Source organism: Rhizobium bangladeshense (assembly GCF_017357245.1).
GTDB classification, from domain to species: domain Bacteria; phylum Pseudomonadota; class Alphaproteobacteria; order Rhizobiales; family Rhizobiaceae; genus Rhizobium; species Rhizobium bangladeshense.
Genome location: NZ_CP071612.1, coordinates 693,220 through 710,696 on the forward strand (window position 1 = coordinate 693,220; position 17,477 = coordinate 710,696).

At 59.3% G+C, this 17,477-nt stretch carries 18 protein-coding genes; all 18 read left to right on the forward strand.

What is annotated here, in order from left to right; all coding sequences use genetic code 11:
* The first annotated feature begins 17 nt into the window (after positions 1-17).
* The 18 genes from flgK (at position 18) to J2J98_RS03465 (ending at position 17,176) form a co-directional block, all read left to right on the forward strand.
* Complete coding sequence (flgK, locus tag J2J98_RS03380) at positions 18-1,505, forward strand: flagellar hook-associated protein FlgK (RefSeq protein ID WP_064709881.1); 1,488 nt, start codon at positions 18-20, stop codon at positions 1,503-1,505.
* Positions 1,506-1,508: 3 nt separating this feature from the next.
* Positions 1,509-2,561: a flagellar hook-associated family protein gene (locus J2J98_RS03385; protein WP_138395534.1), complete on the forward strand. Its 1,053-nt coding sequence runs from the start codon at positions 1,509-1,511 to the stop codon at positions 2,559-2,561.
* Between the two features lie 36 nt (positions 2,562-2,597).
* Positions 2,598-2,945 (forward strand): flagellar biosynthesis regulator FlaF, encoded by a 348-nt coding sequence (gene flaF / locus J2J98_RS03390; RefSeq protein ID WP_064709883.1) that lies wholly within the window; start codon positions 2,598-2,600, stop codon positions 2,943-2,945.
* Complete coding sequence (gene flbT / locus J2J98_RS03395) at positions 2,942-3,391, forward strand: flagellar biosynthesis repressor FlbT (RefSeq protein WP_138395535.1); 450 nt, start codon at positions 2,942-2,944, stop codon at positions 3,389-3,391. The genes flaF and flbT overlap by 4 nt, the downstream gene beginning before the upstream one ends.
* Positions 3,382-3,810, forward strand: a complete 429-nt coding sequence (gene flgD / locus J2J98_RS03400) for a flagellar hook assembly protein FlgD (protein WP_207602338.1) — start codon at positions 3,382-3,384, stop codon at positions 3,808-3,810. Before flbT ends, flgD begins: the two co-directional genes overlap by 10 nt.
* A gap of 92 nt (positions 3,811-3,902) precedes the next feature.
* Positions 3,903-4,169 carry a flagellar biosynthesis protein FliQ gene (gene fliQ, locus J2J98_RS03405; protein WP_064709885.1) on the forward strand — a complete coding sequence of 89 codons (267 nt, stop codon included), beginning with the start codon at positions 3,903-3,905 and terminating at the stop codon, positions 4,167-4,169.
* A gap of 89 nt (positions 4,170-4,258) precedes the next feature.
* Positions 4,259-6,346, forward strand: a complete 2,088-nt coding sequence (gene flhA, locus J2J98_RS03410; protein WP_138395537.1) for a flagellar biosynthesis protein FlhA — start codon at positions 4,259-4,261, stop codon at positions 6,344-6,346.
* On the forward strand, positions 6,343-7,095 hold the full coding sequence (gene fliR / locus J2J98_RS03415; protein WP_138395538.1) for a flagellar biosynthetic protein FliR: 753 nt from the start codon (positions 6,343-6,345) through the stop codon (positions 7,093-7,095). Before flhA ends, fliR begins: the two co-directional genes overlap by 4 nt.
* 7 nt (positions 7,096-7,102) lie before the next feature.
* The gene (locus J2J98_RS03420) at positions 7,103-7,516 is read left to right on the forward strand and encodes a hypothetical protein (RefSeq protein WP_064710786.1); all 414 of its coding nucleotides are present in this window, start codon (positions 7,103-7,105) and stop codon (positions 7,514-7,516) included.
* A 31-nt stretch (positions 7,517-7,547) separates the two neighbouring features.
* Positions 7,548-8,111, forward strand: coding sequence for a rod-binding protein (locus J2J98_RS03425; protein ID WP_138395539.1), 564 nt, complete (start codon positions 7,548-7,550; stop codon positions 8,109-8,111).
* A 121-nt stretch (positions 8,112-8,232) separates the two neighbouring features.
* Positions 8,233-8,598 carry a hypothetical protein gene (locus tag J2J98_RS03430; RefSeq protein WP_003556590.1) on the forward strand — a complete coding sequence of 122 codons (366 nt, stop codon included), beginning with the start codon at positions 8,233-8,235 and terminating at the stop codon, positions 8,596-8,598.
* A complete protein-coding gene (locus J2J98_RS03435) occupies positions 8,598-9,137 on the forward strand; it encodes a hypothetical protein (RefSeq protein ID WP_207602339.1) in 540 nt (179 codons plus the stop codon). Before J2J98_RS03430 ends, J2J98_RS03435 begins: the two co-directional genes overlap by 1 nt.
* A 387-nt stretch (positions 9,138-9,524) precedes the next feature.
* Positions 9,525-10,364 (forward strand): WecB/TagA/CpsF family glycosyltransferase, encoded by an 840-nt coding sequence (locus tag J2J98_RS03440; protein ID WP_064710789.1) that lies wholly within the window; start codon positions 9,525-9,527, stop codon positions 10,362-10,364.
* Between the two features lie 180 nt (positions 10,365-10,544).
* A complete protein-coding gene (locus tag J2J98_RS03445) occupies positions 10,545-12,305 on the forward strand; it encodes a GumC domain-containing protein (RefSeq protein ID WP_207602340.1) in 1,761 nt (586 codons plus the stop codon).
* A 120-nt stretch (positions 12,306-12,425) separates the two neighbouring features.
* Complete coding sequence (gene folD, locus J2J98_RS03450) at positions 12,426-13,325, forward strand: bifunctional methylenetetrahydrofolate dehydrogenase/methenyltetrahydrofolate cyclohydrolase FolD (RefSeq protein ID WP_207602341.1); 900 nt, start codon at positions 12,426-12,428, stop codon at positions 13,323-13,325.
* A 589-nt stretch (positions 13,326-13,914) separates the two neighbouring features.
* Positions 13,915-15,045, forward strand: coding sequence for a TRAP transporter substrate-binding protein (locus tag J2J98_RS03455; RefSeq protein ID WP_064709894.1), 1,131 nt, complete (start codon positions 13,915-13,917; stop codon positions 15,043-15,045).
* Between the two features lie 59 nt (positions 15,046-15,104).
* Positions 15,105-15,752, forward strand: a complete 648-nt coding sequence (locus J2J98_RS03460; RefSeq protein ID WP_207602342.1) for a TRAP transporter small permease subunit — start codon at positions 15,105-15,107, stop codon at positions 15,750-15,752.
* On the forward strand, positions 15,749-17,176 hold the full coding sequence (locus tag J2J98_RS03465; protein WP_064710793.1) for a TRAP transporter large permease: 1,428 nt from the start codon (positions 15,749-15,751) through the stop codon (positions 17,174-17,176). Before J2J98_RS03460 ends, J2J98_RS03465 begins: the two co-directional genes overlap by 4 nt.
* The last annotated feature ends 301 nt before the right edge of the window (positions 17,177-17,477 follow it).

The following is a 17,477-nucleotide window of genomic DNA, read 5'->3' on the forward strand; positions in this document are numbered from 1 at the left end:
AAGGTAACGGCTAAGCCATGTCGCTCACGTCCGCACTTAATACCGCGCAGAGCATATTCAACAATACCGGCACGCAAAGCAGTGTCGTATCGAACAATATCTCGAATGCCGGCAATAAAGATTACGTGCGCCGGCAGGCGATGCTCACTACGTCCCTGAACGGCGCGCAGGTCGTTCAGATCAACCGCGCACAGGAAGATGCCCTGCTGCGCCAGTATCTGAAGACCTCCTCTCAGGACAGCGCCCAGCAGACCCTGCTGGGTGGCCTCGAGGACTTGAAATCAATCATGGGCGGCAACGACTATGAAACGTCGCCGTCCACCTATCTCGGTGTTTTCCAGCAGAAGCTTCAAGCATTCCGCACTACTCCCGGCAGCACGGTCGCCGCACAGGGCGCCATCACCGCTGCCCAGGACGTCGCCAACTCGCTGAACAATGCCTCCCGGTCGGTTCAGAATGTTCGCGCCAATGCCGACAAGGAAATCGCCACTGCCGTCGATACGCTGAACACTCTACTCAGCCAGTTCGAGAAGGCCAACAATGCGGTCAAGACTGCCACGGCTTCCGGTACGGATGCATCCGGCGCTCTCGATGAACGTGAAAAAGTCCTGAAGCAGATTTCGCAGATCGTCGGCGTCAGCGCGACGACGCGCGAGAATAACGACATGGTGCTGAGCACGCCCGACGGTACGATCCTCTTCGAGACGATCCCGCGCAAGGTGACGTTCAAGTCCCAGGATGTCTATACCGCTACAACCGTCGGCAATTCCGTCTATATCGATGGTGTTGCACTGCCGCTCGGCAAGGGCTCGACGACGACGGGGCAGGGGAGCCTCCAATCGCTCCTCCAGATCCGCGACGAGATCGCCCCCAACTTCCAGAAACAGCTCGATGAGATCGCCCGCGGCCTTGTCTCGCTCTTCAAGGAGCAGAACACCACAGCGCCCCCAGCCTATGTGCCCGGCCTCTTCACCTGGAGCGGCGGCACGGTCGACACCGGCGCCACCGCGGTTGCCGGCATGGCGTCGACCATCACCGTCAGCAGCCGCGTGATCACCTCGCAGGGCGGCGACCCGATGCGTCTGCGCGATGGCGGCGTCAACGCCACCGGCCTCGTTCTGAACACGTCGGGCGTCAGCGGTTATACGGCCGAACTCGATCGCCTTTATACGGCGATGAGCGCCGATATTGATTTCGACCCGGCAGCGGGGGCGCCGGTTGGCTTCGACGCCACGACGGGCATCGATTCCAATGTCAGCATCATGGAATATGCGACGAATTCCCTCGGCTGGCTGGAGCAGTATCGCAGCAACGCCACGACGGCGGCGGAAAATACCGCGGCGGCACTGTCGCGCTCCGACGAAGCCTATTCCAATGAGACGGGCGTCAATCTCGACGAGGAGCTGACGCTGCTTCTCGACATCGAGCAGTCCTACAAGGCGGCGACCAAGATCCTGAACGCCGTCGACGAAATGCTGAAGTCATTGCTGGATATTGCGAGTTAAGCCATGAAGAGCTCATTCATTTCAAGTTCGGCCATTCAGAATGCGATGCGGCTGACCATCCGTCAGGCGCAGAACCAGATGACGAAGGCGACGATGGAGGCAACGACGGGAGTCTATGCCGATATCGGTGTCTCGCTCGGTGGCAACGCCGCCAGAAGCGTGGATTTCACCCGCGAGGCCGACAGGATAGCCTCGATCAAAGCAAGCAATTCGCTTGTCAGCGCGCGCATGGAATCCTCGCAGCTCGGCCTTTCCAAGATGAAGGACGTCGGCGACGGCCTGGTTTCGAAGCTGACGGCGCTGCAGGGCAGCCGTGACCCCGGCAGCATCACCGTCGCCATTCAATCGGCGACCAGCGCGCTGTCTACGATGATGGATACGGCCAACACCATGGTGAACGGCGAATATCTGTTCTCCGGCATCAACACCGACGTGCAGCCGCTGACTGACAAGACGACATCGACGAGCGCCGCCATCGTTACGGCACTGAACACCTATGCAGCCGCTCTCGTCCCGCCGAAGGCGGTCAGCGCACTCACCGGCGCAGAGATGGAGACCTTCATCACAACGCAGGTGGAGCCGATGTTCAACCAGGCAAACTGGACGGCCGCGGGGACCGGCTGGTCTCAGGCATCGAACCAGAACATGACGAGCCGCATCAGCAATTCGGAAGTGATCGAATCCTCGACCAACGCCAATTCAGAAGGCATGCGCTATTTCGCACTCGCCTCGGTCATGACCACCGCGCTGCTCGGCCAGAACCTCAGCACCGATGCAATGACGACGGTGTCCAAACAGGCCATCAGCTACACGGCCAAGGCGACAAGCGGTCTCGTAACGCAGGCAAGCCAGCTCGGCCTCTCGCAGGAACGCGTCAAGAAGTCCAACGACGCTCTCGACGCCCAGTCGAATATCATCAAGAACAAACTGGTCGATCTTCAGGGCGTCGACCCATACGAAGCCTCGACCCTCGTCAAGACTTTGGAAACGCAGCTTGAAACCGCTTACACGATCGTCTCGAAGATCCAGCAGTTGAGTCTCGTGAACTACCTTTGATGAGCAAAGGCGCGCAATATACAGAAGGATGCATGAATGTATCAGTTCTCATATGCCGAAGTCATGCAGGACTCGGTGGCCGACGCGAAAGAGCGGGAATGGCAGGTTCTTGACCGGTCCATAGAACTGCTGGCGTTGGCGCGCGACAATGAAAAATACGGCCGGGAAGCCATTGAAGCCCTGTTTTACACGCGTCGGGTGTGGATCAGCTTCATCGAGGATCTGAAACATCCGGACAATCAGCTGGATATTCAGCTCAGGGCCAATCTCATCTCGATTGCGATCTGGATATTGAAGGAATGCGACAGGATCAGAAAACGTCTGTCGAATAACTACCAGGGCATCATCGACGTTACCACCATCATCAGGGATGGACTTAAATGAAAAGTACACTTCGCATTTCTCTGAAAGCCGGAGAGAGAATCTTCATCAACGGCGCTGTCCTGCGTGTCGACCGCAAGGTCGCGCTGGAATTCCTGAATGATGTGACGTTCCTTCTTGAGAACCACGTCCTCCAGCCGGAAGGCGCAACGACGCCACTGCGCCAGCTCTATTTCATCGCGCAGATGATCCTCATCAATCCAGAGGGCAAGGAGCACTCGACGGCGATGTTCCGCAAGTCGATCACCATGCTGCTCACCTGCTTCAAGAATGAAGAGATCCTCGCCGAACTGAAGCGGATCGACGCGCTTGTGTCGACCGGCCGCGCCTTCGACGCATTGAAGGCCATCCGCGGCCTTTACGCAATCGAAGACAATATTCTCAACAACCACGAACTGCCGCCGACGATGGTCGAGCAGATTCGCAAGGAGATTGCGCCATGGCGGTAGACGCAACGTCGAAGGTGACCAACTCGACGTCTACGAACTCTCCGAGTTCGGCCCAGAGCAAGGCGACGATGAACTACGACAACTTCCTTCAGCTGCTCATCGCGCAGATGAAGAACCAGGATCCGACCGATCCGATGGATGCCAGCGAGCAAGTCGCTCAGCTTGCGACCTTCTCGCAGGTCGAGCAGACGATCCAGACCAACACCAAGCTGGACACGCTTCTTGCCAGCTCGAGCCTGACCCAGGCCAGCAGCTACGTCGGCAAATATATGGAGAGTGCCGACGGCACGGTCAAAGGTGTCATCGAGTCCGTCAAGGTTTATTCCGACGGCATCATTGCGACGACCGAGGATGGCGGTAAGATACTCGTGCAGGCGGGAATCACTGTCGCCGACGAGGCTCCGAGCAGCAGCTCCTGATGGCGAAGGGGCGCCCCCGCGCCTGTTTGATGCCAACAATCGCGGCCCGGTCATGACAGGGCCGCTTCAAGGCGATATGAGGTTGCCTTCGGATGAATGAAGCTGATGCATTGGATCTTTTCCAGGCCGCAATCTGGACAGTGCTGATTGCCGCCGGTCCCGCCGTCATAGCGGCGATGGTGGTGGGTCTGGTCATCGCCTTGATCCAGGCTTTGACCCAGGTGCAGGAGGCCACGCTGACCTTCGTGCCGAAGATCGTCGCCGTGCTCGTTACGGTCGGCATCACTGCCCCTTTCATCGGCTCGCAGATCTCAATTTTCACCAATCTGGTCTTTTCGCGCATTCAGTCCGGCTTCTGAGCCACCTTCGCGCAAGCTTCGCCATTTAACTGTCGCTCCGAATAGGGCGGATTCAAATCCGCCACCTCTCATGAAGAGACGGAACTCTTATGGCGCAACCACCTGCACTCCCCCTTCCCAAAGTCGCCCCGAGCCTGCGCGATGTCGGTTTTGCTCTCGGCATCGTCGTCATCATCTGCATTCTCTTCCTGCCGATCCCGCCGTTCCTGATCGATATGGGACTGGCCTTCTCGATCGCCTTTTCGGTGCTGATCCTGATGGTCGCGCTGTGGATTCAGAAGCCGCTCGATTTCTCGTCTTTCCCAACCATCCTGCTGATCGCGACGATGACCCGGCTGGCGCTGAACATCGCCACGACCCGCGTCATCCTGTCTCACGGCAATGAGGGCCACGATGCGGCCGGCGGCGTCATTGCCGGTTTCGCCAGTCTCGTCATGTCCGGCGACTTCGTCATCGGTCTGATCGTCTTCCTCATTCTCATCACCATCAATTTCATCGTCATCACCAAGGGTGCGACACGTATTGCCGAAGTCGGCGCGCGATTTACCTTGGATGCCATCCCCGGCAAGCAGATGTCGATCGATGCCGATCTCTCGGCCGGCATCATCGACGAGAAGGAGGCTCAGCGCCGGCGCCGGGAGCTCGAAGAGGAAAGCTCCTTCTTCGGTGCGATGGACGGTGCGTCGAAGTTCGTGCGCGGCGATGCCGTTGCCGGCCTCATCATTACAGCTATCAACGTCTTCGGCGGCATTATCATCGGCTATTTCCGCCACGGCATGCCGATCGGCGAAGCGGCCGACGTCTTCGTCAAGCTCTCGGTTGGCGACGGCCTCGTCTCGCAAATGCCGGCCCTCATCGTTTCGCTCGCAGCCGGCCTTCTCGTTTCCCGCGGCGGCACCACCGGCTCCACCGATCAGGCCGTTGTCAACCAGTTGAGCGGTTATCCCCGCGCGCTTTCCGTCTCGGCCGTGCTGATGCTGGTCCTGGCCTTGATGCCGGGCCTGCCGTTTGTCCCCTTCGTGGTGCTTGGCGGTCTTCTCGCTTTTGGCGCCTGGTTCATTCCGCGTCAGGTCGAGGCTGAAAACAAGCTTCGCCGCGAACAGGAGGAAAAGAAGGTCGTGCAGAGCAAGGAGCTGGAGAAGGATTCGGTCAAGTCGGTGCTCCGCACCTCCGAAATCGAGCTCGCGCTCGGCAAGATGGTCTCCACCCGTCTGCTCGGCGCCCATCAGGAGCTCGCCTTCCGCGTCGGCAAGATGCGCAAGAAGTTCGCGACGCAATACGGCTTCGTCGTGCCGGAAATCAAGGTGACGGACGATATCGGCATCCCCGAGAAGTCCTATCAGATCCGTATTCATGGCACGACGGTCGCCTCCAATCTGCTGCGCGTCGGCGAGGTCCTCGTCGTCACCGGCGCCGGCCGGCGCCCGAGCATTCCCGGTGATGAAATTCGCGAACCCGCTTTCGGCATGCCGGCCGTCTCGATACTCGAAAACTTCGCCGACGATCTGAAACGCGAAGGCTTCCAGCCGATCGACAATGTCTCGGTGGTGCTCACACATATGAGCGAGGTCATTCGCAACAACCTGCCGCAGCTTCTTTCCTACAAGGACGTCAAGGTGCTGATCGATCGCCTCGATCCGGAATACAAGAAGCTTGCCGATGAGATCTGCTCGTCGCACATGTCCTATTCGGGCCTGCAGGCGGTGCTCAAGCTCCTGCTTGCCGAACGCGTTTCGATCCGCAACCTGCATCTCATTCTTGAAGCTGTGGCCGAGCTTGCTCCGCATGTCCGCAAGACCGAGCAGATCGTCGAGCATGTCCGCATCCGCATGGCCCAGCAGCTCTGCGGCGATCTCGCCGATAATGGCGTACTGCGCGTGCTCAGGCTCGGCAGCAAATGGGATCTTGCCTTCCACCAGGCGCTGAAGCGCGATGCCAAGGGCGAGGTGATCGAATTCGATATCGATCCGCGCAGCCTGGAGGAGTTCAGCGAACAGGCCAGCAAAGTTATCCGTGAGTTCATGGATCGCGGCCTGCCATTCGCACTTGTCACCTCGCCGGAAACACGCTCCTATGTGCGCATGATCATCGAACGACTGTTCGCCACATTGCCGGTCCTCTCGCATGTCGAATTGGCCAAGGGCATCGAGATAAAGATTTTGGGCTCGATTTCATGATAACAGACCCGCAAGGGACGGTTCTCGCGCTGTTTCTGGTTTTCTGCCGGATCGGCGGCTGTGTGCTGGCCCTTCCGGGTTTTTCCTCGGCCCGCGTGCCCGAGCAGATGCGTGTCTTTATTGCCGTCGCCCTGTCGATCGCGGTCATGCCCCTGCTCTGGGACACTGTTTATCCGGCCGTCCACACCGGAACCGGAACCTATATCGGCCTGATTTTCAGCGAATCACTGATCGGCGTGATGTACGGCATGCTGGCCAGGATCTATACGCTCGGCATGCAATTCGCCGCGACGATCCTCGCCATGATGGTCGGCTATACCCAGCCGGGTTCTGCCGATGTCATCGAAGACACGCCCGAGACCAGCCTTTCCGCCTTCATCACCTTTGCCGGCATCATGATTCTCTTCATCATGGATTTCCACCACATCGTCTTTCGCGCCCTGATCGATTCTTACACGACAATGCCCTTCGGCGGCCTGGTGCAGATGCGCGCGACACTGATCTCCTTTACCGACACGCTGGAGCAGACCACCTACATCATGCTGCGGTTGTCGAGCCCCTTCCTGATCTACGGCCTGATCTTCAACGTCTCGATCGGCTTCATCAACAAGCTGGCGCCGCAGATCCCGGTCTATTTCATTTCCACGCCCTATCTGCTGATGGGCGGCCTCTTCCTGATTTACGTCTCGATTGCGGCGATGGTCAGCCAGTTCGGCCAATCCTTCGGCTCGATCTATATCGGGCGATGAGGCTGTCATGATCGAGAAGAGCCGTTCCCAAAAGCTCAAGCGTCTCCTGTCGGTACAGCGGCATATCGAAAGGATGGCGGAGAACGACCTGGCCGAAACAAGCCGTCAGCGCATCGAGGTCAATGCGGCGATGGATGACGTCATAGTCGCGCTTGGCTCGATGGACCCTGTCCACCACGCTTTCTCGCAAAATTATGCCGATCGATTCGGCAGGCTCAGCATCAAGGATCAGCAACTGACCGGCATGCAGCAGATCCACGAGATGCGGCTGACGCGTGAGCGGGCCAAGGCCGATCGGCTGGAAGAGGGCATGAAAGCGGCCCTCGATGCGGAGCGCCGAGAGGCAGACGACAATGCCGTTTACGATGTGATCGATCAGCAATTCGCAACACCAGCCTCCAGCAAGCTTCAAAAACCATAGTCGTTACGATCTTAATTCAGAGGATTGTAACGTGGCTATTTCGCCCCCCAGTGATCTGGTCCTGGACGTGGTTAAAGCCGCCGACCCCATGGAGGTTCAGGCGGCCCAGGAAAAGTTGAAGGCAAATCGCGCGGCCTTTGCCGCAACGAGCCTCGCCGAGAACGGCAAGGGTTTCACCAATACGGTCGACGTTCTCGATCAAATCGGCCAGAAGAGCGGCCTTGCGAACGTTCAGAATCGCACCAAGACCGAGGAGGTTCCGGAAAGCTACCGGAAGTTCGAGGCGATGGTGCTGCAGAATTTCGTCAAGTCGATGCTGCCGAGCGAAAGTGAAGAGGTCTACGGCAAGGGCGCGACCGGCGATATCTGGAAGGGCATGATGGCCGAACAGCTCGGCAACACCATGGCCAAGGGCGACGGCATCGGCATCGCCAAGCAGATGTACAGCGAACTTCTGCGCCGCCAGGAAGGCAGGGTCGTCAATGCCTCGACTGATAATGATGATCGCAATACCGCGCTCAGCATGATCGATGACTTCCAGCGCAAGACCTTCGGCACGCCGACCGCCGATTCCAAGATCGATAGAACAGGATGATGTTGGACCTGTTGGCCTAAAATCTGATTCCTATTCTAAATTAAATAGTTAAGCATGATATTGCCGAAAACCGCGCACACTTTCGGCATCGTGCTCTAAGCGACGCATAACCGAGGGTACAATGGAAATAGTTTCGAACGAATACAGGATTAAATCCGTTCTCGGACGTCTCGAGATGATCATCGACAATGAGAACACCCGGATCGGCAACGACCCGCAGTTCGATCTCAAGGTCTCCAACGCCCACAAGAGCCGCTGCCTCTACGAGCTGTCGATGCTTTTCCGCGATACAGATCCGGCCGAGCTTGCGGCTGCCCATCTTGATCAACTGCACGGCCTGAAAAAGAAGCTGGTTCTTAACGCCCGGCGCGTCGAGGCACATCTCGAAGCGGTTCGTGCCGTTGCCGACCTGCTGAAGAATGCGGTTCAGGACGCCGATGCCGACGGCACCTATTCCCAGGAACAATTCGCCGCGCGTGGAAACTGATGGTCAAGCTCGTCCTCACCGGTATCTGGGTTTGCGCCATCACCTTGGCCTCGGTCTATTTTTCGGTGTACCTGGCGACGGCGCCGGCACCCGCGATAACGGATTCCAAGCAGAGCGCGCTCGAACTGGTGAAGGGTGAAACGATCACCGTGCCGTTTATCTCAGACGGCGCGGTCACTGGTTATTTCCTCGGCCGTATCTCCTTCATGATGAACAAGGACATGTTGAAGGGCGTAACCTTGCCGCTGACCGAGATGACGACCGACCAACTTTTCAGCCTTCTCGTCGGCAACAAGATGATCGACCTCACTCGCATCAAATCCTTCGACCCGAAAGCCTTCCGCGAGCAGATCAAGAAGGGCATGAACGAGCGCCTCGGTGGCGAGTATGTCGCCGACGTTATGCTGGAGCAGCTCGACTATCTCTCCAAGCAGGAGATCAAGCAAAATGCTGCCGGTGAGACGAAGAAGCTCGGCGCCCCGGTCAAGATCGTCGAAGGCGCGCCCGCTGAGGGTGCGCCGGCTCCAGCCGCCCATTGAAACAATGGAGCACGTGCGCAACCGTGTGCGGCGGTTTTGCGATAACCACCTGCCAAAAAACAAAGGTTAAAGCGCGAAGAGCGAATCTGAACGATCGCGACGCGGTTTAGATGCACAAACGGCGCCTTCGGGCGCCGTTTCCCGTTCGGCCGTATTGGTTAACAAACTACTTATGCGAGCATAAAAATCTAAGGAATTTTCCTAAGGGTTGTTTGAACCCATCCTGCTATATCAGGCGGCACAGCTTGGCATGCGCCGTTTCCGTGATCGGGGCGACGCCGTTCCATGCCTGACGCGACCGGTCCTTTCGAAGACCTCCGGGGTGCGGAATATGGGCTTGTTTTCCGGGATGTCGGGCGCATGACGCACCCTCGGCAGGAGGTAGGAATGAACTTGATTGCAAACTTCGCGGTGCTTGCGTCGCGGCGGACGATCTTCGATCTGCCGGTCTGCGATCTCGGCTGGGACGATGCCCTCGTTTTTATCAACGAGCTGGCCTCCATTCCTGTCGGCCAGACCGTGGTTTGCTTCGTCAACGCCCATAACATGCTGACGGCGTTGGGTGACGATGAATATTACCGGATCATGTCGCACAATCTGGTGCTGCCGGATGGCATCGGTCTTAACATCGCCTCGCAGATTGCCCATGGTGCGCCGTTTCCCGCCAATCTGAACGGCACCGATTTCGTGCCGGCTTTCCTCACCTTCATGGAGGCCCCGCGCCGCATCGGCCTTATCGGCGGCAAGCGCTCGGTCGTCGATGCGGCGGCGGAAAATTTCCGCAAGCACACGCCCTGGCATGAATTTGTCGTTATTTCCGATGGCTTTTTCGACAAGGTCGATTCCACGGATGTCATCGAGGAAGTCGAGCGCCAGAAGCTCGATATTCTGATCGTCGGCATGGGGACGCCGCTGCAGGAGAAATGGGTTCACGACAATATTCGAGCCGACCATGCGCGCCTGGTGCTCACCGTCGGCGCTCTCTTCGACTTCGTCTCCGGCGCCGTTCCGCGGGCGCCGAAGACCGTGCGGATGATGCGCCTGGAGTGGGCCTATCGCCTGATACAGGAGCCTGCGCGCCTCTGGCGGCGCTACGTCGTCGGCATTCCGGTCTTCCTCTTCCATGTCCTGCGCTATCGCTTCCGCCGGCGCGAAAGAATTCTCAGCCACCCGGAAGAGCAGCGTAGCGTCGTGCAGCCGCCGGCCGAACGCAAGAAGGCGAGCTGAGCCTGCGGCGCCCACGCGTTCCTGGCGCGCAGACACTGCGATCGACATTTAAAATCGGATCGCAATTCTTGCCCGCCGCAGTTAACGATTTCTTTGCCATGAATGTTTAGTGTCGCTTAATCATCTGCAACGCGCGCGGATGAGCGAACTCGGCCATCATGTGCATGAGATGTGGCGCAAATGTACGATATCAGGGCCAGAAGCAGCTTTCAGGATCGCGCAGCCGCGGGGCAGCGTCACTTTGACGATGCCTATCGCCTACCGCGGACGAAGGGGGCAGATATCGCCTCGCCCGAGGCCGAACTCTTGCGCGCCATCGGCCGCGCGCTGGAAGAGCAGCGCGCAAAAGCGGCCGGCCCGGCGCCGCTCGTCGACCGCATCGAAACCATCCTTGGCAATCGCCTGCAGGCCGCCAACGACATCGGCAGTCCTCTTGCGCCGGGGCCGGCCGGTCATGCAGAGCCGAGCGCTGCGATCGAAGAACCGGCAATTCCCCTTCAACCGCTCACCGCAATTCGTGGAGACCTTGCTGGGCCCCGACCGGCACCGCCGCGTCGGCGCGCCGGTCGCTTTGGCCTCGTCATGACGGTGGTTGCCGGGACGATTCTCGGCGCGGGCCTGTCGTCGACGATGCCGGTCTCGCCGGCCCTCTACCGGGCCGAGACGACGCTCGCGGTAAAGACGGATGCGGCAAGCCGCGCCGCCTTCACGCAGGCTGCGGCGAAGGGGCTGCTATCGGGGCGCATGGTGGCCTCGACGGTCGCTGCGCTGAAACTTGATCGCGATCCGGAGTTTGCCGGCTCCAGTGCCAATGCTCTCGGTGTTGCGTTCGATCTCCTCTCGGCCACCGGTGCTGCAGCCGATCCGGCCTCACGCGCCGAGGCCACGCTGAAACAGGCGATCGAGATCGTGCCCGATGCCGTCGCCGGCACGATCCTCGTCAGGGTGACGACCGGCGACAGCGGCAAATCCATGCGTATCGCCGCACGGCTTGCCGAAGCGGTTTCCGCAGGCAGCGGCCGCGGCCGGAGCGCTGAAACCGACGCCGCTCTACGCAAGGCCTATGACGAGGCGAAGGCGGAGCTTGCCGCCTTCACGGCAAAGAGCGGCGAAGGCAACGTCAAGGTCGCGATCGATCTTCGCCGTCAGATCGACCGGCTCGACGCCGATCTGAAAGAGGCAGACCAGAACATTCTCGCCGCCAAGGCGCAAGCCGACCGGTTGAAGGCGGCGAAGCTTGCGGGCGTGCTGGATGGCTCGCTCCCCTCCGATATGCTCTCGCCGGCGCTGCAGGACTGGCGCGACAAATATGCGGTCGCAAGGACGACGCTTGCGCAGCTTTCGGCCGAGCTCGGCCCGCGCCATCCGCGCCTGTTGCAGCAGCAGGCCGAAACGGAGGGTCTCAAGGAGAACATGGGAAGGGAGCTTGCCCGGCTTACCCAACTCGCCAATGCCGCTGCCAAAGCTGCGGTCGATGCGCGCAAGAGCCTGAACGACCGTCGCAACACGCTGATCGCCCAGAGCCGCGATACCGGCGTCGATCTGTCACGGTTGATCGAGCTACGCGAGAAGGCGAGTGCAGCGCGCTCGCGGCTGGAGGACGCTGGGCCCGCATCGGGGGCAGCCGACGGTGGTGATATGACCGTGCTGAAGCCGCCGCTGGCGTCGACCGTATCGGCAACGAATAGTCTGACCGGCCGCGCGCTGGCCGGAGCCGCCGCAGGCTTGGCAATTGGTCTTGCCCTGGCTTTCCTGCTGTCCTTGCGCAAAGCCGTTGCTGTTCCCGCATCGGAAATGCCCGTGCCACCGTCCGTCCCGTCTCCGCCACCGTCGCCCGTGCCGGCGGCGGTCGATGAGATCGAAGTGCTGCGCTCCGAGATCTCAGGCCTGCGGGACCGGCTTAGGTTTCATGTAATGGAAACGCGGCAGCCGCTGCGTTGACGATCCATTTCCTTGCAAGTTTGATATTGCCTTGCCGCTTTCCGACAGGATAGGGCGTTAGCGGGCATTTGACGCTCGTCAACTATCCCTAGATTGACGCGAAACAGGGCGGAGAGACGCGTGACGACAGTAATCGACGGCAAGAACGTAGCTGCATCCGTAATTCAGACGGTCAAGAGTGCGACGGCGGCGCTGGAAAAGATGAGCGGCGTCACCACCGGCCTTGCCGTCATCATTGTCGGCGACGATCCGGCAAGCCACGCCTATGTGGGCTCCAAGAGCCGCATGGCCAAGGAATGCGGTTTCAAGTCCGTCCAGCACACGCTGCCTGTCGAGACGAAACAGGAGGAACTGGCAAGCCTCGTCGCCACCCTCAACGCCGATCCTTCGATCCACGGCATCCTCGTGCAATTGCCTTTGCCGAAGCCGCTCGACAGCGAGCCGATCATCCAGTCGATCCTGCCGGAAAAGGATGTCGACGGCCTGAGCGTCGTCAATGCCGGCAAGCTCGCCACCGGCGATCTGAAGACCGGTCTGGTCTCCTGTACGCCGGCCGGCGCCATGGTCTTCGTCCGCCGCACCCACGGCGAGGATCTCTCCGGCCTCAACGCCGTGGTCATCGGCCGCTCCAACCTGTTCGGCAAGCCCATGGCGCAATTGCTGCTCAACGCCAATGCGACGGTGACGATCGCCCATTCGAGAACCAAGAATCTCGCCGAGGTCTGCCGCAACGCCGACATTCTGGTGGCCGCCGTCGGCCGGCCGGAGATGGTCAGGGCTGATTGGGTCAAGCCCGGCGCGACGGTGATCGATGTCGGCATCAACCGCGTGCCGGCTCCCGACAAGGGCGAGGGCAAGACCCGGCTCGTCGGCGACGTCGCCTTTGCCGAGGTCTCCACCGTCTCCGGCACCATCACGCCGGTTCCAGGCGGCGTCGGGCCGATGACCATCGCCATGCTGATGGCCAACACCGTCATCGCCGCTCATCGCGCCGCGGGGCAGACGCCGCCGCAGTTCTGATTGCAACGCAAGCCGCTAAAGAGCGTCGTATGAAATTCGATTCATCCGACGCGCCTTTAGCCCCTGTTGTTCGAAACTTTTTGCTGGTCGCGAATTCGCATCTCTTCGACTGCTTTACCATAGCTCAGCCATGACAGCTTCGCGCCGCCTTCTCGGTCATAGAGGCAATTGTTGCCGCTCCCCGAAAGAGGCCATAGCATTGGTTTGACGAGACGACATCTGTGCGCCATGTGTGGACGTCGGCTCTCGTCGGCTTAATCGACTTGGGACGAAGGCGATCAAGAACGAGCACATGGTTCGAGTTCAGCACATGGCTCCAGTTCATCGTTGGCGGGCGAAAGCAGCTTTTACTTTCTAAGCTGAGGTAGTCCGGACAACGCGGAGTAGCGGTACTTTGCCCTGGCCGTTGGACCACAGCCCCAGGCTGTCCTCAACAACACTTGAACGTCTGTCAGAATTGCAAAAAGTGTGTATATTAGACAAATGAGAACAATCAGTTGTCGATACCGATCGCGAAAAGGTTGGGAAGTCTTCTTCTTCAACTATGCAGACTAGGGAGAATTCGACAACAATCCAGGGAGGAAGAACAATGAGCAAAAAGGCAGTATCGCGTCGAGAGTTGCTGGGAGCATCTACGCTTGTTGGAGTAACCGCAGTTGGGGCTCTTGCCGCCCCGGCGGTGCTGGCCCAGGCACCCACCGTCATTAAAATGCAAACATCCTGGCCAGCGTCGGACATCTGGATGGATTTTGCCCGCCTGTACGTCGAACGGGTCGAACGAATGTCCGGCGGACGCCTGAAGTTCGAACTAATGCCTGCCGGTACGGTCGTCGGCGCGTTTCAGGTGCTCGACGGCGTCAACGACGGCGTGATCGACGCAGCCCACACCGTTCCCGTCTATTGGTACGGAAAGCACAAGGCAGCTTCCCTCTTCGGTACCGGGCCGGTATTCGGCGGCAGCGCAACCACCATGCTTGGATGGTTCCATCAAGGCGGCGGCAAGGATCTCTACCGAGAACTCACCCAGGACATCATGGGGCTGAACATTTATGGCTTCTATGGCTTCCCGATGCCCGCGCAGCCGTTCGGCTGGTTCAAGAACCCGGTCGCGACCGTGAACGACATCAACGGCCTCAAATATCGGACGGTCGGGCTCGCCGCCGATCTCATGCAGAATATGGGCATGAGCGTCGCTCAACTTCCGGGCGGCGAGATCGTGCCGGCAATGGAGCGAGGTGTCATCGACGCCTTCGAGTTCAACAATCCCTCCTCTGACATACGGTTTGGTTCGCAGGATGTCGCCAAGAACTACATGCTGTCGTCCTACCATCAAGCGAGCGAATCTTTCGAGTTCCTCTTCAACAAGGATGTGTTTGACGACCTTCCCGCCGATCTGCAGGCGATCCTGGAATATGGCGTGGAGGCCGCAAGCACGGCGATTACAGCGTCCGCGATGGACAACTATTCAAGCGACCTTCAAAAACTCCAGGCCGAACATGGCGTGACCGTGCACCGCACTCCAAAGGAAATCCTGGATGCGCAACTGAAGGCCTGGGATGCGATCATCCCGACGCTTGAAGCGGATGCATTCATGAAGAAGGTGCTCGACAGTCAGCGGCAGTGGGTGGAGAGGGTCGTGTACTACGAATTGATGAACTCCGCCGATCTCGCACTCGCCTATGAGCACTATTTCCCTGGAAAATTGAACCTCGGAAAATAGATGGTGAAGGCCCGGTATTTCCGGGCCTCGCCCCTCATCGAGGTTAGGGAGGCGCTTGCATGCTCCGTTACATTGCATTCGCCGACGATTTGTCGGCGTGGTTCGGCAAGGTGTTCGCGTGGGGGATACTCATCATGGCCTTCGGCGTCGGCTATGAGGTTGTTGCACGCTACCTCTTTCGCGCGCCGACCCCCTGGGCCTTCGATCTGAGCTACATGCTCTATGGAGCGATCTTCATGATGGCGGGAGCGTATACCCTCTCGCGTGATGGCCATGTGCGCGGCGACTTCATCTACCGGCTCTGGAAACCGCGGATGCAGGCCAGGCTGGAACTGGTGTTGTACTTCATCTTTTTCTTTCCCGGTATAACCGCGCTTGTGTTCTCGGGCTGGAAATATGCCGCACGCAGTTGGCGCTATCTGGAGGTCAGTTCCAACAGTCCCGCCGGTGTGCCGATCTTCGAGTTCAAGGCCGTGATCGTCGCCGCCGGCATTCTCCTGTTCCTGCAGGGCGTGGCGCAAGTCTTCCGCTGCATTCTCTGCATAAGGACGGGCGAATGGCCGAAGCAGGCCGAAGATGTCGAAGAACTGGAAAAGGTACTACTGGAAACAAAAAGCCTGGACGTGCTCAAGTCCGAGGACGAGGGTTTCCTTCCGTCGCGGGAACTTGACGCTGGACGTGAACCACGGGATCGGGACGCTCAATGACGGATGCACATATCGCCGTCGGGATGCTCCTCATCCTGATCCTCGCCATCTTCCTCGGCTTTCCGGTGGCGTTCACCTTGATGGCTCTGGGTGTCGGCTTCGGATACTATGCCTATTTCGATGCCGGCCGGATGTGGCGCGGCTATGACCGCGCGCTCGAATCCGGCGGCGATGCCTTTACACTGGCGGAGACCTGGATCGGCGGTTTCTTCAACAACCGGATCTTCGATCTGTTCGTCAACCAGACCTACTCGGTCATCCAGAACGACGTGCTGACGGCTATCCCGCTGTTCCTGTTCATGGGCTACATCGTCGAGCGAGCCAACATCGTCGATCGGCTGTTCACGACGCTATTCAGCGTCACGCGCCAGGTGCCCGGCTCGATGGCGGTCGCGGCCCTGGCCACCTGCACACTCTTTGCCACGGCAACCGGCATCGTCGGGGCCGTGGTGACGTTGATGGGACTGCTCGCCCTACCAGCGATGCTGAAGGCAAAATATGACGTGCGCTACGCGACGGGCGTGATCTGCGCGGGCGGCACGCTCGGGATCCTGATCCCGCCTTCCATCCTGCTGATCGTCTATGCGGCCACCTCCGGGATCTCGGTCGTCCGAATGTACGCGGCGGCGCTCCTGCCCGGCCTCGCCCTGGCCGGGCTTTATCTCATCTATGTCGTGGTGCGAGCAATCCTGCAGCCGCAACTGGCGCCGCGGCCAACGAAAGAAGATGTGGGCGAGCACACGCCGGTCCAACTCGCCTGGATGATGCTTACATCCTTCGCGCCGCTCGCCTTTCTGATTCTTGCGGTGCTGGGTGCCATTCTCTTTGGCCTGGCGACGCCGTCGGAAGCCGCCGCAATCGGCGCATTGGGGGGACTGGCGCTTGCTGCGGCCTATCGGGCGCTGACCTGGCAGCGACTGAAGGAGTCGGTGTATCTGACGGCGCGAACGACCGCGATGGTCTGCTGGTTGTTCGTCGGTTCGGCGACCTTCGCATCGGTATTCGCCTATCTCGGCGGCCAACAGTTCATCAGTGACTTCGTGACCGGCCTGGACATGTCGCCGCTGATGTTCCTGATCCTGGCCCAGATCATCATCTTCCTTCTCGGCTGGCCTCTGGAATGGACTGAAATCATCGTCATCTTCATCCCGATCTTCATTCCGCTGCTGCCGCATTTCGGGATCGATCCGCTGTTCTTCGGTATCCTCGTGGCAATCAACCTGCAGACGGCCTTCCTATCACCACCCATGGCGATGTCGGCATACTACTTGAAGGGCGTCTCGCCTCCGCATGTCAAACTGACCGACATCTTCCGCGGCATGATGCCCTATATGTTGATCGTCATTCTCTGCATGGTGATCATCTATCTGTTCCCGAGCATCGTCTACATGCTGCCGAATTTGCTCTATGGAGGACAGAGATGACGCAGTGTCTGGCCCATTCCGAAAGGATAGACCGATGAACAGAAGCCGGTTTTTTGCAATATTTGCATTCGGGACGCTTGTCGCGTTCTGCGCAGTCATCCTGGCGTTTGTTCCACGGTTCGATTTGGCCGCTGCACTGCTGATCGGGATTGTCCCTGCGGGGTACGACATCTGGGATCAGCTCTTTCGGCGACGCCCGTCGAAATCGTCTGGATAGACTGCAATCGTTCAACCGCCGCCCTTTCGTGACGGCAATCCGCTGCAAAAAGCCCCTTCGTCCATCGACCTACGGGCTCTTGGC